The 23,546-nt window shown below is 73.1% G+C and carries 20 protein-coding genes; 16 read left to right on the forward strand and 4 right to left on the reverse strand.

The window, feature by feature from the left end; translation table 11 throughout:
- The first annotated feature begins 7 nt into the window (after positions 1 to 7).
- The 13 genes from VFZ92_RS05525 to VFZ92_RS05585 all read left to right on the forward strand — a co-directional run bounded on the left by VFZ92_RS05525 (position 8) and on the right by VFZ92_RS05585 (position 14,560).
- Positions 8 to 2,524: an amino acid adenylation domain-containing protein gene (locus VFZ92_RS05525; protein WP_330874682.1), complete on the forward strand. Its 2,517-nt coding sequence runs from the start codon at positions 8 to 10 to the stop codon at positions 2,522 to 2,524.
- Positions 2,521 to 3,777, forward strand: a complete 1,257-nt coding sequence (locus tag VFZ92_RS05530) for a hypothetical protein (protein WP_330874683.1) — start codon at positions 2,521 to 2,523, stop codon at positions 3,775 to 3,777. The genes VFZ92_RS05525 and VFZ92_RS05530 overlap by 4 nt, the downstream gene beginning before the upstream one ends.
- The gene (locus VFZ92_RS05535; RefSeq protein ID WP_330874684.1) at positions 3,774 to 4,676 is read left to right on the forward strand and encodes a prephenate dehydrogenase/arogenate dehydrogenase family protein; all 903 of its coding nucleotides are present in this window, start codon (positions 3,774 to 3,776) and stop codon (positions 4,674 to 4,676) included. The genes VFZ92_RS05530 and VFZ92_RS05535 overlap by 4 nt, the downstream gene beginning before the upstream one ends.
- On the forward strand, positions 4,664 to 6,253 hold the full coding sequence (gene mdlC / locus VFZ92_RS05540) for a benzoylformate decarboxylase (RefSeq protein ID WP_330874685.1): 1,590 nt from the start codon (positions 4,664 to 4,666) through the stop codon (positions 6,251 to 6,253). Before VFZ92_RS05535 ends, mdlC begins: the two co-directional genes overlap by 13 nt.
- A gap of 153 nt (positions 6,254 to 6,406) precedes the next feature.
- Positions 6,407 to 7,762, forward strand: coding sequence for a DegT/DnrJ/EryC1/StrS family aminotransferase (locus tag VFZ92_RS05545; protein WP_330874686.1), 1,356 nt, complete (start codon positions 6,407 to 6,409; stop codon positions 7,760 to 7,762).
- A complete protein-coding gene (locus VFZ92_RS05550) occupies positions 7,759 to 8,610 on the forward strand; it encodes a transketolase (RefSeq protein ID WP_330874687.1) in 852 nt (283 codons plus the stop codon). The genes VFZ92_RS05545 and VFZ92_RS05550 overlap by 4 nt, the downstream gene beginning before the upstream one ends.
- Entirely contained in the window at positions 8,607 to 9,587 is a 981-nt protein-coding gene (locus tag VFZ92_RS05555; protein ID WP_330874688.1) for a transketolase family protein, read from the forward strand. Before VFZ92_RS05550 ends, VFZ92_RS05555 begins: the two co-directional genes overlap by 4 nt.
- A 55-nt stretch (positions 9,588 to 9,642) precedes the next feature.
- On the forward strand, positions 9,643 to 9,822 hold the full coding sequence (locus VFZ92_RS05560) for a lysine biosynthesis protein LysW (RefSeq protein ID WP_330874689.1): 180 nt from the start codon (positions 9,643 to 9,645) through the stop codon (positions 9,820 to 9,822).
- Between the two features lie 2 nt (positions 9,823 to 9,824).
- The gene (gene lysX / locus VFZ92_RS05565; RefSeq protein WP_330874690.1) at positions 9,825 to 10,667 is read left to right on the forward strand and encodes a lysine biosynthesis protein LysX; all 843 of its coding nucleotides are present in this window, start codon (positions 9,825 to 9,827) and stop codon (positions 10,665 to 10,667) included.
- Positions 10,664 to 11,686 (forward strand): N-acetyl-gamma-glutamyl-phosphate reductase, encoded by a 1,023-nt coding sequence (gene argC / locus VFZ92_RS05570; RefSeq protein ID WP_330874691.1) that lies wholly within the window; start codon positions 10,664 to 10,666, stop codon positions 11,684 to 11,686. The genes lysX and argC overlap by 4 nt, the downstream gene beginning before the upstream one ends.
- 13 nt (positions 11,687 to 11,699) lie before the next feature.
- Positions 11,700 to 12,509 (forward strand): [LysW]-aminoadipate kinase, encoded by an 810-nt coding sequence (locus VFZ92_RS05575; protein ID WP_330874692.1) that lies wholly within the window; start codon positions 11,700 to 11,702, stop codon positions 12,507 to 12,509.
- A complete protein-coding gene (locus VFZ92_RS05580; protein ID WP_330874693.1) occupies positions 12,506 to 13,552 on the forward strand; it encodes a [LysW]-lysine hydrolase in 1,047 nt (348 codons plus the stop codon). The genes VFZ92_RS05575 and VFZ92_RS05580 overlap by 4 nt, the downstream gene beginning before the upstream one ends.
- A gap of 90 nt (positions 13,553 to 13,642) precedes the next feature.
- Positions 13,643 to 14,560, forward strand: a complete 918-nt coding sequence (locus VFZ92_RS05585) for a DMT family transporter (RefSeq protein WP_330874694.1) — start codon at positions 13,643 to 13,645, stop codon at positions 14,558 to 14,560.
- Here the strand turns inward: VFZ92_RS05585 and VFZ92_RS05590 are convergent, their stop codons facing one another.
- Together VFZ92_RS05590 and VFZ92_RS05595 are read right to left on the reverse strand one after the other, a co-directional pair.
- The gene (locus tag VFZ92_RS05590) at positions 14,561 to 16,612 is read right to left on the reverse strand and encodes an AfsR/SARP family transcriptional regulator (RefSeq protein WP_330874695.1); all 2,052 of its coding nucleotides are present in this window, start codon (positions 16,610 to 16,612) and stop codon (positions 14,561 to 14,563) included.
- Positions 16,613 to 16,790: 178 nt separating this feature from the next.
- Positions 16,791 to 17,075, reverse strand: a complete 285-nt coding sequence (locus tag VFZ92_RS05595) for a chorismate mutase (RefSeq protein ID WP_330874696.1) — start codon at positions 17,073 to 17,075, stop codon at positions 16,791 to 16,793.
- A gap of 507 nt (positions 17,076 to 17,582) precedes the next feature.
- Between VFZ92_RS05595 and VFZ92_RS05600 the strand changes: the two genes are divergently transcribed.
- A complete protein-coding gene (locus VFZ92_RS05600; RefSeq protein WP_330874697.1) occupies positions 17,583 to 18,188 on the forward strand; it encodes a response regulator transcription factor in 606 nt (201 codons plus the stop codon).
- Here the strand turns inward: VFZ92_RS05600 and VFZ92_RS05605 are convergent.
- Positions 18,185 to 19,108 carry a sensor histidine kinase gene (locus tag VFZ92_RS05605; protein WP_330874698.1) on the reverse strand — a complete coding sequence of 308 codons (924 nt, stop codon included), beginning with the start codon at positions 19,106 to 19,108 and terminating at the stop codon, positions 18,185 to 18,187. The genes VFZ92_RS05600 and VFZ92_RS05605 overlap by 4 nt on opposite strands.
- 496 nt (positions 19,109 to 19,604) lie before the next feature.
- Between VFZ92_RS05605 and VFZ92_RS05610 the strand changes: the two genes are divergently transcribed.
- Both VFZ92_RS05610 and VFZ92_RS05615 read left to right on the forward strand, forming a co-directional pair.
- Positions 19,605 to 20,402, forward strand: coding sequence for an AfsR/SARP family transcriptional regulator (locus tag VFZ92_RS05610; RefSeq protein WP_330874699.1), 798 nt, complete (start codon positions 19,605 to 19,607; stop codon positions 20,400 to 20,402).
- A gap of 79 nt (positions 20,403 to 20,481) precedes the next feature.
- Entirely contained in the window at positions 20,482 to 21,087 is a 606-nt protein-coding gene (locus tag VFZ92_RS05615) for a response regulator transcription factor (protein WP_330874700.1), read from the forward strand.
- 91 nt (positions 21,088 to 21,178) lie between these two features.
- On the opposite strand, the gene VFZ92_RS05620 is transcribed toward VFZ92_RS05615, so the two are convergent.
- Complete coding sequence (locus VFZ92_RS05620) at positions 21,179 to 23,521, reverse strand: sensor histidine kinase (protein ID WP_330874701.1); 2,343 nt, start codon at positions 23,519 to 23,521, stop codon at positions 21,179 to 21,181.
- Positions 23,522 to 23,546: the final 25 nt, after the last annotated feature.

Genomic DNA, 23,546 nt, shown 5'->3' on the forward strand with positions numbered 1-23,546 from the left:
GAGACCAGTGCCCGACCCGACGCGCCTGACCGACCGTTCCTGGCTGGTGCTGGGCGATCTCGACCTCACCTCGACCAGGGCCCGGCTCGCCGCGGCCCACCCGGTGCTCCGCGTCACCGGCTACGACTTCTCCGCACCGCCGCACGAGCCGGTCGCGGAACTCGACGCCGACGAGCAGGCATCGGCCTGCTGGGGCGAACTGGTCCGCGCGGAGGTGGAGGCCGCGGTGGTCGACCCCGCCCCGGCCCGGCTCGCGGTGGCCAGGCTCGCCCGCGACCGGCACCTCGCCGTCGTCGTCACCAGGGGCGGCCTCGACCCGCGCACCGTGCTGGGCTGGGCGCTCGACCCCGACCACCACGACGTCCCGGCGCAGTCCACGGGGGAGCGCGGCCTGCCCGTGCTCCCGGCGGTCGAGCTGCCGGCCGCACTGCGCGGCGGGCAGCCGTCGGGGTCGGCGAGCACGCTGCGCAGGCCGTGCGGTCAGGCGCCCGCGGAGTTCGCCGCCGCGCTCGGGGTGTCCGAGGAGGCCGTGCTCACGACGGCCGTCGCGGTCCTGCTGGCCCGCTACCGCGGTCTGCCCACCGTCGACCTGCTGGTGACGACGCCGAGCCCGGTGCTGGTACCGGTGCTCGTCGAGGACCACCGGCGGGCGTCCGAACTGGTGCGGATAGTCCACAACGGACTGCTGAACGGGATTCCCGTGCCGCCGTCCGCGGGAGCGGCCGTCGCCGTGGGCCGCCACCGCGACACCGCGCCGGAGGCCGTCGGGCGGTTCGCCGTCACGCCGGTGCGGGTCGCCGACGGCCGGGCGGAGCACGAGCTGTCCTTCGCGCTCACCGACGACGGCACGCTGCGCGTCGACCACGACGCCGGGCTGTTCGAGACGCGGGCCGTGTTCACGGCCGCGAACCGGCTGCTCGCCGTGCTCGCGGGCATCACCTCCGACGAGCGGGTCGGCGACATCGGCGCACTCACCCCGGCGGAGCGCGACGAGGTCGACACCTGGTCGCGCGGCGAGCACCGCCAGGTCGAGGACACCTGCCTGCACACCCTGGTCGAGCGGCACGCCGCTGCCACACCCGCCGCCGTCGCGGTGGTCTGCGGGGGCGTCGAGCTGACCTACGGCGAACTGGACGCGCGCGCCAACGGCGTGGCGCACCGGTTGCTCGGGCTGGGGATCGGCGCGGGCGACCTCGTCGCGGTGCTCGCCGACCGGGCCGCCGAGCCGATCGTCGCGATGCTCGGTGTGCTCAAGGCGGGCGCGGCCTACGTCCCCGTCGAACCCTCCTACCCGCCCGAGCGGATCCGGCACGTCCTCGACGACTCCGGGGCGCGGGTCGTCGTCGCGCACCGGCCGTTCGACGCGCCGATCCCGGTCCTGCCGCTCGCCGACCGCGCCGACGGGCCGCGGCACGACCCGGCCGTCGCGGTCGACCCCGGCGACCTCGCCTACCTCATCTACACGTCCGGCTCGACCGGCGTGCCCAAGGGCGTCGCGGTGAGCCACCGGTCCATCGTGGTCTCGACGCACGCCCGCGGCATCGGCGGACCGCCGCCCGAGCGCGACCTGGTGACCATGCCGCTGTGCTTCGACGGCGCGGCGGGCGGCCTCTACTGGACGCTCACCGGCGGCGGCACCGTCGTGCTGCCGACCGAGGCCGAGGCGCACGACCTCCTCGCCCTGCGGGCGCTGCTGCTGCGGGACCCGGTCACGCACGTCCACTCCGTGCCGTCGCACTACGGCCTGGTCCTCCAGGCGGCGGCGGGCGCGGGGCTCGAACACCTGCGCCTGGTCTCCGTCGGAGGCGAGCCGATGCCGCCCAAGCTGGTCGCCTGGCACCTGCTGGACTGCCCGGAAGCGGTGCTGCTCAACGACTACGGCCCGACCGAGTGCGCCGTGTGGGCGACCGCGCACCGGTGCGGCTTCGCCGAGGCCACCGGCGCGAAGATCCCCATCGGCGGCCCGCTGCCCAACTACCGCGTCCACGTGCTGGACGCCCGGCTGCGGCCCGCCCCTCCCGGCCTGGCCGGGGAGATCTACATCGGCGGCCCCGCCGTGGCGCGCGGCTACCACCGCAGGCCAGGACCGACCGCCGAGCGGTTCCTGCCGGACCCGTTCGGCGCGCCGGGGGAGCGGATCTACCGCACCGGCGACCGCGGCCTCTGGTCGGCGGAGGGCGAGCTGCACATCATCGGGCGGGTCGACAACCAGGTGAAGCTGCGGGGTTTCCGGGTGGAGCTGGGCGAGATCGAGGCCGCGGTGCGCAACCACCGGTCGGTCGCGGACTGCGCCGTCACGGTCCGGACCGGGGGCAACGGCGTCGACCAGGTCCTCGCGTTCGTCGCGTCGCCCGATCCCGGCCTCACCGACGGGGACCTGCGGGACGAGGTGGCCCGGCTGCTGCCCGCCTACATGCACCCCGACCGGTTCGTCGTGCTGCCGAGGCTGCCGCGCGGCCCCAGCGGCAAGGTCGACGCGCAGGTGCTGCGGACCTTCGACCTCGACTCGGTGCCGACGCCATGACCGTCCTCGACTCGCGGCCCCCAGGGGGGCTCGACCTCTCCGCCGTCGCCAGGAGCGACGGCCTGCACCTCGCCGACGGCGGGGACCGCGTCGACCTCACCGCGGCCGACACGTCCTCCGAGCTGAGCGCCGTGCTGGCGGCGCACCCGCTGGTGGCCCAGGTGGTCGTCCTGCGCCAGTCCGGCCGCGTCACGGCGGTCGTCGTGCCCCGACCGGAACCGGTCGTGCCGTCGGCCCGTCCCGCGCGGACGGCGCAGCTGCTCGACCGGCTCAACCGCCTCGATCCGCACCGGGTCCTCCAGATCGGCATCGGCGACCTCGACCTGCCCGCCTCGTTCTCGGCGCAGTGCACGACCTACCGGCTGGTCGACCTGTCGCTGACGCGGGTGTGCGACGTGCTCACCCGGCGGCCGGACCTGCGGCCCAGGATGAGCGTGCGCGCCATCTCCGCGGTGGGCGACCCGATCACGGCGCCGGAGCCGTACGACCTGGTGCTGGTGGACCTCGCGGCGCCGTCGCTGTCCACCGTGGACCTGCCGACCGCGGTCGTGCGCTGGCTGCGGCTGGTGGGCGGCGCGGGCGCGGTGTTCGTCGCGAACCTGCGCGACCCCAGGGTCGAGCGCCTGGCGAACTGGACCCGCACCGGCAGGCCGAGCAGCGTGCGGGACGCCGCGGGCTGGTCGCCGCCCGCGCTGCTGCGCGGGCTCGCCGTCGGCCACGACGTCGCGGCGCACGCCTACCCGCCGCTCGGTCCGGTCGGCCACTTCGACGTGGTGCTGCGCCACGCGGGCGCCCACCTGCGGCTGCCGATGCTGCGCTGGAACCGGGAGGTCCAGTCACCGGCGCACCTCGCGCGGCTGCTCGCCTCCCGCCGGGTCGAACGGGTCCGGCTCGTCGGCATCCCGCTCGCGGGCGTCGTGGACACCGTGCTCGCCCGGCGCGCCCGCGAGTCGCGCCCGGCCGCCGTCCGCTACGGCTACGGCAACGGGGTCGACTGGCACGAGGTGGAGGCGGTCGCGGCGGACCACGGCTACGAGGTCACGTTCGCCGCCTCCCTCACCGGCACCGAGTACCACTTCGACGCCGTGCTGGAGCGCTCCGAGGCCACGGCCCGCCGGTCCGCTCGGCCGCACGGCGGTCTCGCGCCGCGACTGCGGCGGTGGCTGGCGCTGCGCGCCCCCGACCTCACCGGTCCGGTGGACCTGGTCGTGCTGGACACCGGGCAGCTAGCCGGGATCGCGGGAACCCCGTGACCCGGCGGGCGGTGGTGCTCGGCGGGGCGGGCCAGGTGGGCGGGCTCTTCACCCGCCTCCTCCGGCCGCGCGGTCCGGTGGTGTCGGTGGACGTCCGGCGCTCGGAGGCCGTCGGGGTCGAGTCGGTGGTGTGCGACGTCCGCGCGCCGTCGGCCGCGGTGCTCGACGCGGTGCGGTCGGCCGACGTCGTGGTCCTCGCGCTGCCCGAACCGGTCGCGCTGACCGCGGCCGCGGCGTGCGCGGAGGCCGTCCGGTCCGGTGCGCTGCTCGTCGAGACGCTGTCGGTGCAGGAGGGCGTCACCCGCGGGCTCACCGCGCTGGCCGAGGAGCGGGGCGCGGAGGTGTGCGGCCTGAACCCGATGTTCGCCCCCTCGCTGGGTTTCGCGGGCAACGCGGTGGCCGCGGTCCGGGTGGTCGACGGCCCGCGCACCGCCGAGGTGCTCGGGCTCGTCGCCGGGGCGGGCGCGCGCGTCGTGGAGGTGACGGCCGAGGAGCACGACCGCACCACCGCCGTGCTCCAGGCCGCCACGCACGCCGCCGTCCTCGCGTTCGGCGCGGTGGTGGCGGACCACGGCGACCCGTCCGTCCTCCTGGGACTGGCGCCGCCACCGCACCTGACGCTGCTGACGGTGCTCGCCAGGATCACCGGGGGGAACCCCGACGTCTACTGGGAGATCCAGACGGCGAACGTGCACGCGGCGGCCGTGCGGACGCAGCTCCGCGAGGCGCTGCTGGCGATCGACGAGTTCGCCTCCACGGGCGACGACACGGGTTTCCACGACTCGGTGCGCCGGATCGACGACGGTCTCGGCGACCACGCGCCACTGCTGCGCGACCGCTGCGCCCGGCTGTTCGCGGCCGGGCCCACCAGGGGAATGGACGGGACATGGACGAGTTGACCGTGCGCGACGCCACCAGGGACCTGTTGCGCGCGCTGGGTCTCACCACGGTGTTCGGCAACCCCGGCACCACGGAGATCGCCTTCCTCACCGACTGGCCGGAGGACTTCCGCTACGTGCTGGGGTTGCAGGAGTCGGTCGTGGTGGCGATGGCCGACGGCTACGCGCACGCGGCCCGCGAGCCCGTGCTGGTGAACCTGCACTCCGCCGGTGGGCTGGGCCACGGCCTCGGCCACGTGTTCACCGCGTTCCGCAACCGCACGCCGATGATCGTCCTCGCGGGCCAGCAGATGCGCACGCTGCTGCCCGACGACCCGTTCCTCGGCGCCACCGACGCGGTCGACTTCCCCAAGCCGTACGTGAAGTGGAGCTGCGAGCCCGCCCGAGCCCAGGACGTGCCCGCCGCCATCGCCCGCGCCTACCACGTCGCCACGCAGGCGCCGCAGGGCCCGGTGTTCGTCTCGGTGCCGGTCGACGACTGGGACGCCCCCGCCGAGGGGCCCGTCGTGGTCCGGCCGCGCATCCCCGGCACCGCACCGGACCCGGCGGCGCTGGACGAGGTGGTGGCCGCGCTGGACGGCAGCTCCCGACCGGGCATCGTCGCGGGGCCCGCGGTCGACGAGGACGGCGCCGTGGCGGACCTCGTCGCGCTCGCCGAGCGCACCGGCGCCGGGGTCTGGGCGAGCGGCGTGTCGGCGCGGTGCTCGTTCCCCGAGGACCACCCGCTGTTCCGCGGCTTCATCAGCCCGGAGCGCCGGGCCACGGCCGCCGCGCTCGCCGAGCACGACGTCGTCGTGGTGCTCGGGGCGCCCGCGTTCACCTACCACGTGCACCGCGGCGAGTCCGAGGTGCCGCTGCCGCCGCTGTTCCTGCTGAGCGACGACCCCGAGGCACTGGCGCGGGCGCGCGAGGGCACCGGCGTCCGGGCCACCGCCAAGCTCGTCATCACCGCGCTGCGCGAGCGGGTCCGGGCCGCCGACCGTCCACTCCCGACCCGGCGGCCGCGGCCACCCCGACCCGCCGAGACCACCCCGATCTCCGGGGGCCACGTCTACTCGACGATCGCGGAGCTGCTGCCGGACAACGCGATCGTGGTCGAGGAGACCCCCAGCCACCGCACCCTCCTGCACGACCACCTGCCGATCACGGCGACCGACACCGGTTTCCTCACCACGGCCAGCGGCGCGCTCGGCTACGGGCTGCCCGCCGCCGTGGGCGCCGCGCTGGCCAGGCCGGACCGCAAGGTGGTCGCGGTGATCGGCGACGGGTCCTCGATGTACGGCATCCAGGCACTGTGGACGGCCGTGCGGGAACGGGCGCCCGTGACCTTCGTGATCCTCGACAACGCCCAGTACTCCGCGGTGCGCACGCTCGGCGCCGCGGCGGGAGGGCGCAACATCCCCGGCGTCGACCTGGGAGGGCTGGACTTCGTGGCGCTGGCCGGTGGCATGGGCTGCCCCGCGAGCTCGGTCTCCGACCCGGCCGCGCTGAAGGCCGTCCTCGCGGCGGCGCTGGCCGACGACGGCCCGCACCTCGTCCACGTCCGCGTGGACCCGAACCCCCCGGCCATGTACTAGCGGGGGTTCTTCCCCTGATACCGCGGCGAGAGAGCCGGAAATTAGCGTGGACCGCAGGTGGGCACGACAGCGCCACCGCGCGGCTCTTCGAAGGAAAACCCCCAGTGCGACGCGGAACCCACCGTCGCCTGTTCTGTGGCGAGAGGAAGAGATATGAAGGCGGAGCTGGCGATGTTCGGCGGCAAGCCCGCGGTACGTCCGGAGTACCGGCGTCTGGAGTGGCCGGTGGTGACGGACGCGGAGCGGGACGCCGTCCTGCGCGTGCTGGACCACCGGAAGTTCACCGTGGGCGCGAAGAACGAACCGGAGATCCACGGCCTGGAGAGCGAGTGGGCCGAGTTCTGCGGCACCCGCCACGCGGTGGCGGTCAACAGCGGCACGGTGGCGCTGGAGCTGGCGCTCACGGCGCTGGGGATCCAGCCGGGCGACGAGGTGATCGTGCCCGCCCTGAGCTACGTCGCGACGGCGATGGCGCCGCTGTACCAGTTGGCGATCCCGGTCTTCGTCGACATCGACCCGGTCACCTTCAACATCGACGTGACGAAGATCGAGGAGAAGATCACCAACCGCACCAGGGCGATCGTCCCGGTCCACCTCGGCGGTCTGCCCGCCGACATGGACGAGATCCGGGCACTGGCGCGCAAGTACGACCTGCTCGTCGTCGAGGACGCCGTGCAGGCGCAGGGCGGCCAGTACCGCGGCGAGACGATCGGCTCGCTCGGCGACGTCGGCTGCTGGAGCCTCAACGTCGAGAAGAGCGTCCCGACGTGCGGCGAGGGCGGCCTGATCACCACCGACGACGAGGAGGTCGCGGAGCGCGTGCGCAGCCTGCGCATCCTCGGCGAGGACCTCAGCACCGAGGAGCGGCTGTACGTGTCGGCCACCCGCGGGTCGAACCTCAAGCTCAGCTCGGTGCTCGCCGCGTTCACCCGCGCCCAGCTCGACCGGTTCTGGGAGTACCAGGCCAAGCGCGACCAGAACGTGCCGGTGTTCCTGGACCGGCTGGCCCAGCTCCCCGGCATCGTCATCCCCACCGTGCCCGCCGACCGCACGCACATGTGGCACATGCTGCGCTTCCGCTTCAACCCGGAGGCCGCGGGCCTCGAAGGGGTCACGGCGGGCCGCTTCCGGCACGCCCTGCGCCGCGCGCTGCTCGCCGAGGGCGTGCCGCTCACGCACTACCAGATCATCCCGCTGCCGGGTCAGCCCGTGTTCCAGAAGCAGGACGCCTACGGCCAGGGCTACCCGTGGTCGCTGCCGGGCACCAACCCGCAGCGCTACGACCTCGCGGACTACCCGGTGACCTGCCAGGTCATCGAGGACTCGCTGTGCCTGCGCCGGATGCACCTCAACCCCGACGCCGGTCCCGCGCTGGAGGAGTACGCGGACGCGTTCGACCGCGTGTGGCAGCACCTCGACGTCGTCGGCCGGTTCGCCCGGTCGCTCGACTACGAGCCCCCGTGGGCGGCCGTGCCCGGCTACTCGGCGTCCAAGGTGGGTGCGGCGTGACCGTGCAGACCGCCGAGGCGTTCGCCGGGGTGGGAGTCGACCTGGGCGAGCTGGAGCGCCGGGCGCTGGCCGTGCGGGAGCACGTGCTCGCGATCGGCGCGGGCCCGATCGGCACCCACGTCGGTGGGTCGCTGTCGGCGGCGGACATCCTGGTGGCGCTGTACTTCGACGTGCTGCGCGTGCGCCCCGACGAGCCGGGCTGGAACGGGCGCGACCACTTCCTGCTCAGCAAGGGCCACGCCAGCGCGGCCCTGTACGCGACGCTCGCCGAGCGCGGTTTCCTCCCGGTGGAGGAGCTGGCCACCTACGGGCGGTCCTCCGGCAGGCTGATGGCCCACCCCACGCTGTCGGTGCCGGGCGTCGAGTTCGCCACCGGGTCGCTCGGCCACGGCCTGTCGCTGGGCGTCGGGCTCGCGCTCGCCGCGCGGCGGGCCGTGCGCCCCAACCGGGTGTACGTCCTGCTCGGCGACGGCGAGCTCCAGGAGGGCTCCGTCTGGGAGGCGGCGATGGCCGCCGCCCACCTCGGCCTGGACGGCCTCACGGCCGTCGTGGACCGGAACCGCTTGCAGATCAACGGTTCCACCGAGGACCGGATGGGGCTCGAACCGCTCACCGACAAGTGGCGCGCGTTCGGCTGGAACGCGTCCGTCGTGGACGGGCACGACTTCTCCCGGCTCGTCCCGGCGCTGCGCTCGGCACCGGGGTCGGGCCGCCCGACCGTGCTGATCGCCGACACCGTGAAGGGCCGGGGTGTCCGGCACCTCGAACACCGCAAGCAGGGGCACTTCGCCAAGCTGAGCCCCGCCGCCTACGAGCGCGCGCTCGCCGCGCTGCGAGCAGCGGCATGAGCGGCGCGCTGGTCGCGAGGGCGCAGGCGCCCGCTCCGGCGCCCGCGTCGGACCGGGCGGCCTACCGGGCGACGCTGCTGGAGCTGGCGCGGGAGGACAGCCGGATCTGGTGCGTCGACTCGGACACGGGCGGCCTGGAGAAGCAGTTCGAGTCCGAGCTGCCCGACCAGTACGTGGACCTCGGCATCGCCGAGGCCAACCTGATGTCCGTCAGCGCCGCGCTGGCGAGCACCGGGATCCTGCCGTTCGTCAACACCATGGCCGCGTTCGCCTCCGCGCGGGCGCTCGAACAGGTCAAGGTCGACATCGCCTACCACGCCCTCCAGGTGCGCGTCGTGGCCACGCACTCCGGCTTCTCCGCCGCGCACCTCGGGCCGACGCACCACGCCCAGCAGGACCTCGCGGTCATGCGGACCCTACCCGGCATGACCGTGATGACCCCCGCGGACGCGGGGGAGACCGTCCGCATGGTCAGGGCGGCCGCGTACCTGCCGGGGCCGGTGTACATCCGGCTCGGGCGCGCCGAGACCGACCCCGTCTACACCGGGGACGATCCGGGGTTCACGGTCGGCAGGGCGGTCGAGCTGCGCGCGGGCGGCGACGTGACGATCGTGGCCGCCGGGTCGTACCCGGTGCTGTTCGCGCTGGAGGCCGCCGATGCCCTGGCGGAGCAGGGGATCAGCGCCACCGTGCTCAACATGCACACCATCAAGCCGCTCGACGTGCCCGTGCTGGTCCGGGCGGCGGCCACGACCGCCGGGATCGTCACGGTCGAGGACCACTCGCTGCTCGGCGGGCTGGGGAGCGCGGTCGCCGAGGCGACCTCGCTGCACCACCCCACCCGCGTGCTGCGGGTCGGTGCGGCGGACTCGTTCTGCCCACGGCCGGGGACCCACCGCGAGCAGCTGGAAGCGTCCGGGGTCTCCCCGGACCGCGTCGTGGCCGCCGCGCGGGCCGTGGTGCGCGGCCGCCGGTGAGGACATCCACGCCTGACCATCCACAGTGGATGAACAGTGAAAGGAGAAGTGCGTCATGACAACCGCAACAGTGAGCACCTGCCCCGACTGCACCGAGACCGTACCCGTTCAGGACGGGCTCCGCGTCACGTCGATCGTCGTGTGCCCCGGCTGCCAGGTCGAACTCGAGGTCATCGCTCTCGACCCGACCGAGTTCGCCCTGGCGCCGGAGATCGAGGAAGACTTCGGGGAGTAGCGGTGCTGGCCGTCCTGACGACCCGCGTCCGCCTCGAAGAGCGGATGATCTTCGCCGCCCTGGAGCGGCGCGGCATCCCCTACGAGGCCGTCGACGACCGCAGCCTGGTCGTCGACCTGCAGACGGGTCCCGAGGTGCGCTACCGCGGGGTGTTCAACCGGATCATGTCGCACACGCGCAGCGTGTACGCCGCCCGCCTGTTCGAGGCCGCGGGTCTTCAGGTCGTCAACTCCAGCCAGGTCATCGAGACCTGCGGGGACAAGGTCCTGACGTCCCTGGCGCTCGTCCGCGCGGGTCTGCCGACACCGCGGACGGTCGTCGCGGTGACGCCGGACGCCGCGCTGCGGGCGATCGAGACCATCGGGTACCCGGCGGTGGTGAAACCCACCGTCGGGTCCTGGGGGCGCCTGCTGTCCAAGGTCAACGACCGGGACGCGGCCGAGACCCTCGTCGAGCACAAGCAGGCCATGCGCTCGCCGTCGCACTCGGTCTTCTACGTCCAGGAGCTCATCGACAAGCCGGGCCGCGACATCAGGGCCATCGTGCTCGGCGACCGGGTCGTGGCGGCGGTCTACCGCCGGTCCGACCACTGGATCACCAACACGGCGCGCGGGGCCACCACGTCGCCGTGCGAGCTGACACCGGAACTGGTGAAGCTCTCGCTGCTGGCCGCCGAGGCCGTCGGCGGCGGGATGCTCGCCGTCGACCTGATCGAGCGCTCGACCGGTGAGCTGCTGGTCACCGAGGTCAACCACACGATGGAGTTCCACGGTCTCGCCTCGGTCGCCGAGGTGGACATCGCGGACCTCCTCGTCGAGCACGTCGAGGAGGTGCTGTCCGGATGAAGGCGGCGGTGGTAGGCGGTGGCGGGTACATCGGCGGCGAGGTCGTCCGGTTGCTGCTCCAGCACCCGGAGGTCGAGCTGGCCCAGATCACGTCCACCCGCCACAGCGGACGTCCGCTCAGGGTCGTGCACCCCAACCTGCGCGACCAGAGCGATCTGACCTACGTGACGGACGACGAGGTCGAGGAGTGCGACGTCGTCTTCCTGGCGATGCCGCACGGCGCGTCCATGAAGGGCGTCGACCGGTGGTCGTCGGTCGCGCCGAGGGTGGTGGACCTCAGCGCGGACTTCCGGCTGACCGACCACGCGCGGCGCGAGCGCTACTACCCCGGACCCGCGCCGGACCCGATCTGGCTCTCCCGCTTCCAGGCGGGCATCCCCGAGCTGAACAGGGACGGCCTGCGCGGGGCCAGCCACATCGCGGTGCCGGGCTGCATGGCCAACGCCGCCATCCTCGCGCTGCACCCGCTGGCCGAGGCGGGGCTGATCGACGGCTCGGTGCTCGTCGACGCCCGCACCGGCTCCAGCGGGGGCGGCCGGACGCCCGACGAGGGCAGCCACCACCCGGAGCGCAGCGGCGCGCTGCGGATGGCGAAACCGCACGGGCACCGGCACACCGCGGAGATCGAGCAGGCGTGCGGGGTGCCGGTGCAGATGTCGGTGACCGCGATCGAGGCCGTGCGGGGCGTGCAGGTGGCGTGCCACATCACGCCGTCGCGGTCGGTCACCGAGCGGGAGCTGTGGTCGGTCTACCGCGACGCCTACCGCGACGAGCCGTTCGTCCGGCTGGTGCGGGAGCGCTCCGCGCTGCACCGGCTGCCCGAGCCGAAGATCCTCAGCGGCAGCAACTTCTGCGACATCGGGCTCGCGCTCAACTCGGCGGGCGACCACCTGGTGGTCGTCTCCGCGCTGGACAACCTGGTGAAGGGAGGTGCGGGCAATGCCGTCCACTGCCTCAACATCGCGTCCGGGTGGGACGAGACCGCTGGACTCTCCTTCACCGGGCTCCACCCGGTCTGAGCCGGGGTGCTTCGTGGTCAAGGTCGGCGGCTCGCTCGGTGACGACATGTCCCGAGCGTGCGCCGACATCCGCGACCTGGTGCTGGAGGGGTGCCCCGTCGTCGTCGTGCACGGCGGCGGGGCGGAGTCCGACCGGCTCGCGGCGGAACTCGGCCGCACCACCCGGTACCTGACGTCCACCAACGGGCGGCGCAGCCGCTACACCGACGCGGACGCGCTCGACTCCCTCACGCTCGGGATGCTCGGCCGGGTCAAGCCCCCGCTGGTGGTCGAACTGCTCCGCGCGGGCGTGCGCGCCGTCGGTCTGTCCGGAGTGGACGGTGGGCTCGTCACCGCCCGCAGGACGCCGCCCGCGCGGGTGGTGGTGGACGGCGCCGAGCGCGTCGTGCGCGACGACCTCTCCGGGCGGATCACGGCGGTGGACCCGCACCTGGTCCGCACGCTGCTGGACGCCGGGTACGTGCCCGTGGTGTCACCGCCCGCGCTGGACCCGGAGGCGGGTCCGCTCAACGTCGACGCCGACCGCTTCGCCGCCCGGCTGGCGGTCGCGCTCTCGGCGGACTGGCTGGTCGTCCTGTCCAACGTGCCGGGGCTGCTGCGCGACCCGGACGACCCGGCCAGCCTCGTCGCCGAGGTCCCGTGCGACGACCTGGCGGACTACCTCGACCTGGCGGAGGGGCGGATGAAGGTGAAGCTGCGCAGCGCGGGCGAGGCGCGGCTGGCGGGGGTGCGGCACGTCGTCCTCGCGGACGGCAGGGTGCCCTCGCCCGTGCTGGCCGCCCGAGCCGGTACCGGAACGACGTTCGTCGAAGGAGCACGATGACCACGCGCGCCGAGACACTGCTCCTCCAGATGGTCGGGATCCCCTCGCCGTCGGGCGAGGAGGCCGCACTGGCCGCCTACCTGGCCGAGGTGCTGCCGGACTTCGGGTTCGAGAGCCACGTCGACGACGTCGGCAACGTGATCGGCAGGCGCGGCGACCCGACCGCGCCGATGATCATCCTGATCGGGCACATGGACACCGTCCCGAGCCAGATCCCGGTGCGCCTGGAGGGCACGGTCCTGCACGGGCGCGGGACCGTGGACGCCAAGGGGCCGCTGGCCACGATGATCTGCGCCGCCGCCGAGGCCGACGTCCGCGGCGTGCAGATCGTGGTCGCGGGCGTGGTGGAGGAGGAGACCTTCGGCCGCGGCGCCACGCACCTCGCCGAGACGTTCCGGCCCGACGCCGGGTTCGTCGGCGAGCCCAACGGCTGGGCGGGCGTCGGCATCGGCTACAAGGGCCGGGTCATGCTCCAGTACGACGCGAGCCGCCCGTCCGTCCACACCGCCAGCCCCGAGGAGAAGGCGACCGAGGCCGGGGTCGCCTTCTGGAACGAGGTGGTGGGCTACTGCGACCGGGTGTCGACCGGGGACAAGGCGTTCGACCGGCCCATCGCCACGCTCGTGGAGATGGGCGGCACCATCGAGGAGGCGTCGCTGACCATCTCCGTCCGCACCCCGCCGGGGTTCGACCTCGACGCGTTCGAGCTGTTCCTCACCGGGGTGGCGCGCGACGGCGTGCTGAAGATCGACGACCGCACGCCCGCCGTGCGGGTGGACACGGGCGGCGCCGTCGTGCGGGCGCTGTGCGCCGGGATCCGCGCCCGCGGCGCCCGGCCGAAGCTGAAGCTCAAGACCGGGACCGCCGACCTGAACATCGTCGAGCCGCGCTGGAAGGTGCCGATGGCGGTGTACGGGCCCGGTGACTCCGCGCTGGACCACACCGACCGCGAGCACATCGACCTCGTCGAGTACGCCACGGCGATCGACGTGCTGCGCGACGCGCTGGAGCGGCTCGCCGAGGAGCTGGCCGGGGCGGAGTAGCCCGGCGGGCGGAGGGGGTTCGGGGCTCGCGCCCCGGACCCCCTCCGTTCGTCGTCACCTGATCGTGTCCCGGTCCTCCAGTACAGTCGCATGATCGTGAGATCCGAACAGGGCCAGGCGACGGCGCTGGTCGCCGTCCTCGGCGCGACGGTGCTGTGGGGGCTCGCCCCGGTCGCCACCCGCTTCCTGGTGCAGGACGCCGACCCGATGGGCCTGATCGCGATCAGGCTGGCGATCGGCTCCGCCTGCTACCTGCCGCTGGTGCCGTGGATGGGGCTCACCGAGCCCCGGTGGACCGGCCGGGGGCTCGCCGCCGTGACGGCGTGCGCGGTGGTCGGCATCATCGCCTACAACGTCTCGATGACCTACGGCGTCCAGCACGTCGAAGCCGGGCTGGCGGGGGCGCTGCTGGCCACCGAACCGCTCTGGATCGCGCTGCTCAGCGTCGTGGTGCTCAAGCAGGAGCTGACGCGGCCGCTGCTGTGGGGGTTCGTCGTGGCGTTCGCGGGCGTGGTGGTCCTCAGCGTCGGCGGCGGGATCGCCTTCGACCCGTCGATGCTGCTGGGCGCCGCGCTGGTGCTGCTCGGCGCGTTCCTGTGGGGGGTCTACTCCGTCGCGGTGGGCCCGCTCGTCCGCCGGTACGGCTCGTTCCGGATCAGCGCCCTCACGCTGTGGCTGGGGACGGCCCCGCTGCTGGTGGTCTTCGCCGACGAGGTCGCCGCCGCAGCGCGGGCCCTGGACGTCGTCGGCTGGTTCGTGCTGTTCCTCTACGGCGTCGGCGCCCACCTGATCGGGATGCTGCTGTGGAACTACGGCCTGTCCAAGGTGCCGGGCACGAGGGCGGGGCTGGTGCTCAACCTCTACCCCGTGGTCAGCATCGTCGGCGGGGTGGTGCTGCTCGGCGAGGCCGTCGAGCCGGTGGCGCTCGTCGGGTGCGCCGTCGTCGTGCTCGGCCTGGTGCTGTCGCAGGACAACGCCCTGTCGCGCGCGGTGGTCCGGCGCCGCTGATCACGCCACGTGGTGCCCCGCGGGCAGCCCCCTGGACTGGGTCGGCAGCTGGAGGGTCCGGTGGTCCCGCGCGGACACCAGGGTGCGCAGCCACGGCAGGTTCGGGCGCTCCTGCGCCAGCCACAGCTCGGGCTGGTGCGTCACGTCGCGCAGCAGGCCCTGCCCGATCCGCAGCACCCCCTCCGGCGGCAGGCCGTGCTGCGCGGGCGCGCCGTGCGGGTCGAGGGCGCGCTGCGCCCTCGCCTCCAGCCAGGAGAACACGTCGGCCAGCCGGTCGAGCGCGTCGACGAGCCCGCCCGCGTCCAGTTCCGCGTCGGCCCGCTGCCGGGCCAGGATGCGGACGAGCGGGTGGTACTCGTAGTGCGAACCGCCGAGCTGGTCCTCGTCGACCACGTCGACGAGCTGGTGGGCGGCCAGTTCGTCGAGCAGCCGCTGCGCCTCGCCCTCCGAGGTGCCCGCGACCGTCGCGGCGACCCACGCGGAGATGTGCGGCACCTCCAGGATGCTCAGCGCCAGCCACAGCCTCCGCGCCCCGGCACCGATCCGCTCGGCGGCGGCGGTGAGCCGCGAGCCGGTGTCGAGCGAGCCGTAGGTCAGCTCCGCGATCCGCCGGTTCTCGTCCTCCAGGTGGTCGACGAACCGCGCCAGCCGGAACGTCGGACGGGTGTGCAGCCTGGCCCCGGCCGCGCGGATCGCCAGCGGCAGGTACCCGCACAGCTCGACGACCGCCCGCGAGCTCTCCGGCTCCCTGGACACCCGCTCGGCGCCGATGAGCCGCGACAGCAGCCGCACCGCGTCCTCCGGCGCGAGGCCGTCGACGCGGCGGGTGGTCGCGCCGGGCGTCTCGGCCATGCTGGACTGGCTGGTGCACACCACCGCGCTGTCGCTGCCGCCGGGCAGCAGCGGTTCCACCTGGGTGCAGTTCGCCGCGTCGTCGAGCACGACGAGCAGGCGTTTGCCCGCGGTGATGCTGCGGAACAGCGTCGCCTGGTTGGCGAGGTCCGCCGGGATGCTCCGCTCCGGCGTGCCCAGCGCCTGGAGGAAGCCGTTCAGCACCACCTGCGGGCGCAGCGGGGTCGTGCTGCCCTTCAGGTCGACGTGGAGCTGGCCGTCCGGGAACCGGTCGTGCGCCCGGTGGGCGGCGTGCACGGCCAGCGCCGACTTGCCGACGCCGCCGCGGCCGATCAGCGTGATGATGGGCGCGCCGCCGGTCCGGTCGCGGCGCAGCTCGCGGTCGAGCCAGTCGAGGTCGTCGGACCGGCCGGTGAAGTCGCCGACGTCGGTGGGCAGCTGGGCGGGCACCTTCGCGGCGTACCGGGCGCGCTGCGGCTGCGGCGAGGACACCGGGTGGCCCGCGATGATCCGCCGGTGCAGGTCCTGCAACCGGGCGCACGGGTCGAGGCCGAGGTTGCTGACCAGCGTCGCCCGACCGGCCCGGTAGACGGCGAGCGCGTCGGCCCTGCGGTCGGACAGGTACAGCGCCGTCATCAGCCGTCCCCGCAGCTGCTCGCGCAGCGGGTACTCGTCCACCAGCAGCCGCAGCTCGCTGACCAGCTCCCGGTGCCTGCCCATGGCCAGTTCGATGTCGAGGCACTCCTCCAGCACCGACAGCCTGCGCTCCGACCAGTACGCGGCGACCGCCTCGATGGCCGGGCTGTCCAGCTCGGCCATCGGCCGTCCCTGGAACATCGCCAGCGCGGACCGGTACTCCTCGACCGCGCCCGCCAGGTCGCCGTCCTCGGCCCGTTCCCGCCCGCGCAGCGTCGCCCGCTCGAAGACCTGGGTGTCCAGGCAGCCTTCGGGCATCCGCAGCAGGTACCCGCCCCGCGCGGTCTCGATCAGCCCGGTGCCGCCCGCCTTCTCGAAGGCGCTGCGCAGCCGCCACACGCAGGTCTGGATCTGCTTGTCCGCCGTCACCGGGGGAGCGTCACCCCACACGGCGTCGATGATCCGACTGCCCGACACCACTTTGTTCGCCTCGGTCAGCAGCAGCGCGAGAACGGTGAGCTGCCGGTTCTTCGCGAGCTGCACCACGCGGCCCGCGATGGTCACCTGAAGTGGCCCGAGAATGCGGAAGAAAACGTCAATTCCGTTGTCAGGAACGTAACCCGTGCTCATGCTGCCCCCGTGTCATCGGGTAGGACACACAACGGCAAGACCCGGCGGATCGGTTGCCACGGTGGACTGTTCCAGCGACAAACGGAGCAGAACTTGAGTCCACCTCAAAGGTTCACCGGTCGGGACCGTCGATGATCCGGTCTTCCAGCCTGCACGCCTCGTTGATCAGCAGCAGCGCCAACTCGGACATGAACTCGGGCGATACCCCCAGCGTGCGGCCGCGTTCGGCGTACGCGGCGCGCACCGCGAGGACGCGGTCGGGCTGCATCATCGGAATACCCTCGGCCTTCTTGACGAGCGCGACGTCGGAACACACCTTGAGGCGTTCGGCGATCAGCGCCGCGAGTTGCTCGTCGAGGTGCTCGATTCGCTCCCGGAAGGGTCGTAGGATCTCCATCGGCCGAAAGTAAGTGCCGTTGCTCTCAGTGCGGTCTTGCCGGAGAACCCGGTTGCCGAGTGATCGATGATCGCTTTTGTGGCGGAGCGGGGCAATGGGAAGAAGCGCCGAGGAGGTGGGGCCATCACGAATTCCTATCGTTGATGGGGCGTTCGGATCACCGCTCTCCGGGCGGGGGTCGGCGTTCTCCGGGGCCGATTGCGCGACGGCCTCCGCCCGCTCGCGGGCGGTCCGTTCGCGAGCGGTCCGCGACGGGTGCCCTCCGGGGTGTGGCCGATGAGGCGCGGTGCGGTGGCCAATGATCGGTAACGCTGTTGTGCTACCGATTGTTTCGGTGGGGCGGCGGTCTTCGGGGAAGCGAAACCCCTTTCGCCACCGCGAGTGACCGATAGTCACCCTTTAATTGGCCATCCAGTTTTTCGTTGAGGCGTTCGGCTCAACCCGATGTACACCTTCCTTACGGAATGTAATACTTTGCTATATCGGCGCGCGGTGTTAGGGGGTTAGATGATCAGGGTGTTGCTCGCCGAGGATGTGCAAATGGTGCGCGGAGCACTCGTCGCCCTGCTGGACCTGGAACCCGACATGCAGGTCGTCGCGTCGGTGGCCAACGGCGACGACATCTTTCCCTCCGTCCTGCGGAACAAGCCGGACGTGGCGGTGCTCGACATCGACCTGCCGGGTCTGGACGGCCTCTCGGCGGCCGCGCTCATCCGCGACAGCGCCCCGGAAACGCGCACGCTCATCCTGACCAGCCTCGGCAGGCCGGGCACCCTGCGCCGCGCGCTCACCGCCCGCGTCAACGGCTTCATCCTCAAGGACTCGCCGATCGACGAGCTGGCGGACGCGATCCGCGGCGTCTCGGTCGGCCGCCGGGTGATCGACTCCCAGCTCGCGCTGGCCGCGTGGGACGGTGACGAGTGCCCGCTCACGCCCCGCGAGCTGGAGGTGCTGCGGCTGGCGGCGGACGGCGCGAACGCGATGGAGATCGCGAGCAAGCTGTTCCTGTCGGTCGGCACGATCCGCAACTACCTGACGACGGTCACCATGAAGCTCGAAGCGCGCAACCGCGTCGACGCGGTCCGCATCGCCCGCAAGTCCGGTTGGCTCTAGCCCGCCAGTTCCTCCGGGGCGTCCCGCACGTCGAGCGGGATCGACGCGTGCAGGTGGAACCGGCCGTCCGCCGCGCGCCCCGCGGTGAGGGCGCCCCCGATCTCGCGCACCCGCTCGGTCATGTTCCGGACACCGCTGCTGGACAGGTCGCGGATCGGCTCGACGACGCCGTCGTTGACGATGTCCAGCAGCACCTGGTCGCCGTGCCTGCGCACGGTGATGTCGCAGTTCCGGGCCTTGCTGTGCCGCAGCACGTTGGTGACGCCCTCGCGCACGAGCGCGGCCAGCACGGTCGCCGCGGGCTCGGGGACCTGCTGGTCGTCCAGCTCCACGTGCACCGCGACGTCGGCCGACGCCAGCACCGCCGTGGCGGAGGTGATCGTCTCCCGCACCGACAGCAGCCGGTAGCCCAGGGCGATCGACCGCACGTCGGCCATCGTGTGCCGGGCGATGTCGAGGATCTCGGCCACGGACTGCCGCGCCTCGGCGGGGTGCTCCGGCAGCATCCGGTGCACCAGCTCGCTCTTGAGCTTGATCGCCGACAGGCCGTACCCGAGCAGGTCGTGCAGGTCGCGGGACACCCTCATGCGCTCGTCGGCCACCGCGCAGTGCGCCCACCGGGTCCGCGACTCGCCCAGTCCGGCCGCGAGCACGGCCAGCCGCGGCAGGCCGTACGCCACCAGGCCGGTCATCGCGGTGGTGACCAGGCCGAACGCCACCGCGGTCGGGCCCGCGCCCACCGCCGCGTTGGTCGCGCCCGTCGCCGTGACGACCACGACGTACGCCACCCGGCCCGCGCCCTGCGGCAGCACCAGGAGGACGTTGCCCGCCAGCAGCCCCGGCACCGCCACCCAGGCCTGGTCGAGCAGGAACGCGGGCAGGAACGTGAGCGTCGTCTGCGCCACCAGCGCGAGGTGCACTATTGGAAAACGCAATGGCGAGCCCGACGCGCGGAAATAGCAGAGCTGCACGCTTGACAACAGGACAATGATGCCGATGGCGACCGCCGAATGGGTGGAGCCGCGACCGGTCAACAGCGTGTGGCTGATCTCCACGGCGGCCAAGCCGCACATCACCGCAATCGCGGCGCCCGTGATGCGGTCGGTGGGCGGCTTCAGCCGTGCGGTTCCACCCTGGCGGGTCACAGTAGTCATTCTGCCCCCGAGGACGCGCTGCGGCGAATACTACAAGGGCACCACTCCCACGTGCTCCAACACAAGGACGAACACCGGGAACCCGCTGTGCCGCCTTCGTCCGCACCGCCGTCGAATGCGGTTGTAGGGGGTCGGGGTGAAAGTTTCACCACTCGCGCATTAACCGATCATCGCGGATACGTGCCGTCGTACGTGGCGGCACCGGGTCCTCATCGGATGCACTGGGGCTGCGCATCCGCCCGCCGAGACTGGGGAGAGTTCCATGGAGATCAAGGTGCTGGGCCCGTTGGAAGCCTGGCTGAACGGCGTGTCGATCATGCCCACGGCGAGCAAGCCGCGGCAGCTCCTCGCGCTGCTCGGCATGCAGGCCGAGCACGTCGTCACCGTGCCCGCGCTGATCGAGGAGCTGTGGGGGATGTCCCCGCCGCGCAGCGCGCTCACGACGCTCCAGACCTACGTGCTGGGGATCCGCCGCAAGATCGAGGAGGCGTGCCCCCGCCCGCAGGCCAAGGACGTCCTGGTCACCAAGTACGGCGGCTACCAGTTGGAGGCGGGGCCCGAGAGCGTGGACGTGACCGCGTTCGAGCGGGCGCAGGACGCGGGCAGGCGGGCCTACGAGGCGGGCAGGCTGGTGGAGGCGTCGGCCTCCTTCAGCGCCGCGCTGGCGGTCTGGCGCGGCCCCGTCCTGTCGGACGTGAAGGCGGGAGTGCGCCTCGGCATGGAGATCACCCGGCTGGAGGAGAGCAGGCTGGGCGTCCAGGAGACCCGCATCGACGCCGAACTCCGCCTCGGCAGGCACCAGGCGCTCCTGGGCGAGCTGTCCGTCCTCACCGCGCAGCACCCGATGCACGAGAACTTCCGGGCCCAGTTCATGCTGGCGCTCTACCGCTCCGGCAGGCAGTGGCGCGCGCTGGAGGAGTACCGCTCCCTGCACGACCGGCTGATGGAGGAACTGGGCCTCGTCCCGTCCGAACGCCTCCGGCAGCTGCACCACGCCATCCTGAGCGCCGACTCGGTCCTGGACGTCCACGACGCGTTCCTGCCCCAACTGGCGTCCTGAGCGCCTCACCAGTACTGCGGGCGGGGCGGAGGTGTCTGGCGCTACTGTGTGCCGGACCGGGCGGAGGGAAACGGCGGGGATGATCAGGATCTTGCTGGCCGAGGACATGCACATGGTCCGGGGCGCACTGGTGGCCCTGCTCGGCTTGGAGCCCGACATCGAGGTCGTGTCCGAGGTCGAGTCCGGCGACCAGATCATCCCCATGGTCCGCAAGCACCGCCCGGACGTCGCCGTGATCGACATCGACCTGCCCGTGCTGGACGGCCTGACCGCCGCGGGCACCATCCGGGCCACCATGCCCCAGGTGCGGACGCTGATGCTCACCTCCCTGGCCCGGCCGGGAACCCTGCGCCGCGCGCTCGCCGCGGGCGTGGACGGGTTCATCCTCAAGGACGCGCCGCCCGCCAAGCTCGCCGCCGCCATCCGGGACGTGTCGCAGGGGCGGCGGGTCGTCGACTCGCAGCTCGCGCTGGCCGCGTGGGACCAGGGGGAGTCGCCCCTGACGGACCGCGAGCTGGAGGTGCTGCGGCTCGCGGCCAACGGCACCGACGCGCCCGACATCGCCCGCGCCCTCTCGCTGTCGGCGGGAACGGTGCGGAACTACCTCACCACCATCGTCACCAAGCTGGACGCGCGCAACCGGGTCGACGCCATCCGCATCGCGTCCGACGCCGGGTGGCTCTGACCCTCCCGCACCTCCTGGAAGCCCGCCGCGGCGGGCTTCCCGTTGTCCGTCCACACCGGACCCCGAGGGGACACCGTCCACGGAGGACCGATCAGGCGCGGGGGAGCGGGACCTCGGCCTGGAGCCGGTAGGTGTCGTCCTCGGTGACGCCCGCCGTCAGCGTGCCGCCCAGGTCGGACACGCGGTCGGTCAGGTTCGGGATCCCCGACCCGCCGCCGGTCACCGCGGCCACGACCCGTGACCTGGCCGGGCTGCCCGCGGGCGAGAGGCCGTCGTTCACGATCTCCAGCGAGAGCCGGTCGCCCGTGCGGGACAGGGTGATCGCGCAGTTCTCCGCCCTGCTGTGCCGCAGCAGGTTCGTCACGCCCTCGCGCAGCACGGTCGCGAGCGCGGTCCGCACGTCCGGCGTCAGCTCGCACGGCTCCAGCTCCAGCGTCACGGTGATGTTCGCCGCCGTCAGCAGCGCCCGCGCGGACACGATCTCCTCGTCCAGCGACAGCTCGCGGTAGGAGGAGGCGACGGCGCGGACGTCGGCGAGCGCCTGGCGGGAGACGTCGATGATCCCGGACAGCTCCTGCTGCGCCCTCGACGGGTCCTTCGACAGCAGCCGGTGGGTCAGCTCCGACTTCAGCGTGATGGCCGACAGGGAGAAGCCGAGCAGGTCGTGCAGGTCGCGCGCGAAGCGCAGGCGTTCACGGGTCACGGCGAGGTCGGCCAGCTCGGACCGCGCCTCGTACAGGTCCTGGACCATCGTGCGCAGCCGGGACAGCGCGAAGACCACCAGGCCGTGGTTGATCGTCACCAGCACGCCGTACGTGACGTTGATCGAGTCGCCGCCCAGCAGGTACTGCGCGGTCGCCGTGCTCGCCGTGACGAGGCCGAACGCCGGGAGGCCGACCGCGGCGGGCAGCACCAGCAGCAGGCTGCCCGCGAGCAGACCGGGCAGGCCGAGGAACGGGTTGTCGAACAGCACGATCGGCAGGTAGGTCGCGACGGCCAGCACGGCCAGCAGCGAGAACCCCAGCGGTGAGCGGAGGTTCGAGGCCGGGCGGCTGAAGAAGCCCAGCACCAGCCCCAGCGACACGAGCACGCACGCCTCGGCGACCAGCTTGCCGCCCAGGCCCATCCGCGCGGCGATCACGAACACCGTCGCGTTGACGGCGTAGCCGCAGAAGACGGCGGCGGCGATCACCAGTCCGAGCCGGGGAGCCATCGCGCGGCCCTGGTGGAGGCGCCCGCGCCGCGACCGCGCGGGCGCGGGCACGTCGTCGTCCTCGTCGTCGGGCCGCAGCGGGACGGTGGCGTGCAGCCGGTAGGTCCCGTCCGGGCCCGCGCCCGCGGTCAGCGTGCCGCCGACGCCCTCGACGCGGGACGTGAGGTTGTCGATGCCGCTGCCGCGGTCGACGGTCCCCCCGGTCTCGCGGACGCCGTCGTTGACGATCTCGATGGAGACCGCGCCGCCCTCGCGCCGCACGGTGATCTCGCACCGCTCGGCCTTGCTGTGCCGGAGCAGGTTCGTGACGCCCTCGCGCAGGACGGTGGCGAGCACGGTGCGGGTCCGGGTCGGCAGGTCGCCCCGGTCGCACGTCACGGTCACGACGACCTCCGCCGCGGTCAGCACCGACCGGGAGGAGGCCAGCTCGTCGTCCAGCGACAGCTCGCGGTAGGAGGACGCCACGGCGCGGACGTCGGCGAGCGCCTGGCGGGAGACGTCCAGGACCTCGGACAGCTCCCGGCGCGCGCGGTCGGGCAGCCGGGGCACCAGCCGGTGTGCCAGCTCGGTCTTCAGCGTGATGGCCGACAGCGAGAAGCCGAGCAGGTCGTGCAGGTCGCGCGCGAAGCGCAGGCGCTCGCGGGCCACGGCGAGGCCCGCCAGCTCGGACCGGGCGTCGTCCAGCTCCGCGACCAGCGTCCTCAGCCGGGACAGGCCGTACACCACGAGGCCGACCACCGCGGTCAGGTTCGCGATGTAGAAGGTCTCCAGCGGGACCCCGGTGATCCCGTACTGGACGATGCCGTTGGCGACCGCGACGGTGCCGAACACCAGCCAGCCCGCGGTCGGGCGCAGCACGAGCAGCGCGTCACCGGCCAGGAAGCCCTGCATCCCCGTCCAGCCCTCGCCGTAGAGGGAGATGGGGCCGAGCACGACGAGCGCCTGCGCGGACAGCGCCGCGAGCCCCCGCCCGCCGCGCACGTCCGCCGCCGGATTGCTGAAGAAACCCAGCTGGAGCACCATCATCACGGCCAGGCACACGGCCGCGGGCGCGACGTGGCCGAAGCTCGTCGACTCGGCGATGACGTACTGGAAGGCGTTCACGACGAAGCCCGCGAACACCACCGTGACGACGAGGAGCGCGAGACGCGGGGCGAGCCCGGCCGCCCCGCCCTCGCTGCCGCTGGACCGCGACATCACGGCGTCAAGGCGTTCTGCCACGACTTCTCCCATGCCAAGAGTTGGG

The organism is Umezawaea sp. (genome assembly GCF_036375055.1).
GTDB lineage: Bacteria > Actinomycetota > Actinomycetes > Mycobacteriales > Pseudonocardiaceae > Umezawaea.

Bases quoted from the DNA above. Each gene is read 5' to 3' on its own strand.
- VFZ92_RS05555 (WP_330874688.1), top strand. From the start codon at position 8,607: ATGAGCGGCGCGCTGGTCGCGAGGGCGCAGGCGCCCGCTCCGGCGCCC.
- VFZ92_RS05580 (WP_330874693.1), top strand. From the start codon at position 12,506: ATGACCACGCGCGCCGAGACACTGCTCCTCCAGATGGTCGGGATCCCC.
- mdlC (WP_330874685.1), top strand. From the start codon at position 4,664: ATGGACGAGTTGACCGTGCGCGACGCCACCAGGGACCTGTTGCGCGCG.
- VFZ92_RS05615 (WP_330874700.1), top strand. From the start codon at position 20,482: ATGATCAGGATCTTGCTGGCCGAGGACATGCACATGGTCCGGGGCGCA.
- VFZ92_RS05595 (WP_330874696.1), bottom strand. From the start codon at position 17,075: ATGGAGATCCTACGACCCTTCCGGGAGCGAATCGAGCACCTCGACGAG.
- VFZ92_RS05585 (WP_330874694.1), top strand. From the start codon at position 13,643: ATGATCGTGAGATCCGAACAGGGCCAGGCGACGGCGCTGGTCGCCGTC.
- VFZ92_RS05530 (WP_330874683.1), top strand. From the start codon at position 2,521: ATGACCGTCCTCGACTCGCGGCCCCCAGGGGGGCTCGACCTCTCCGCC.
- VFZ92_RS05560 (WP_330874689.1), top strand. From the start codon at position 9,643: ATGACAACCGCAACAGTGAGCACCTGCCCCGACTGCACCGAGACCGTA.
- argC (WP_330874691.1), top strand. From the start codon at position 10,664: ATGAAGGCGGCGGTGGTAGGCGGTGGCGGGTACATCGGCGGCGAGGTC.
- VFZ92_RS05545 (WP_330874686.1), top strand. From the start codon at position 6,407: ATGAAGGCGGAGCTGGCGATGTTCGGCGGCAAGCCCGCGGTACGTCCG.
- VFZ92_RS05600 (WP_330874697.1), top strand. From the start codon at position 17,583: ATGATCAGGGTGTTGCTCGCCGAGGATGTGCAAATGGTGCGCGGAGCA.
- VFZ92_RS05610 (WP_330874699.1), top strand. From the start codon at position 19,605: ATGGAGATCAAGGTGCTGGGCCCGTTGGAAGCCTGGCTGAACGGCGTG.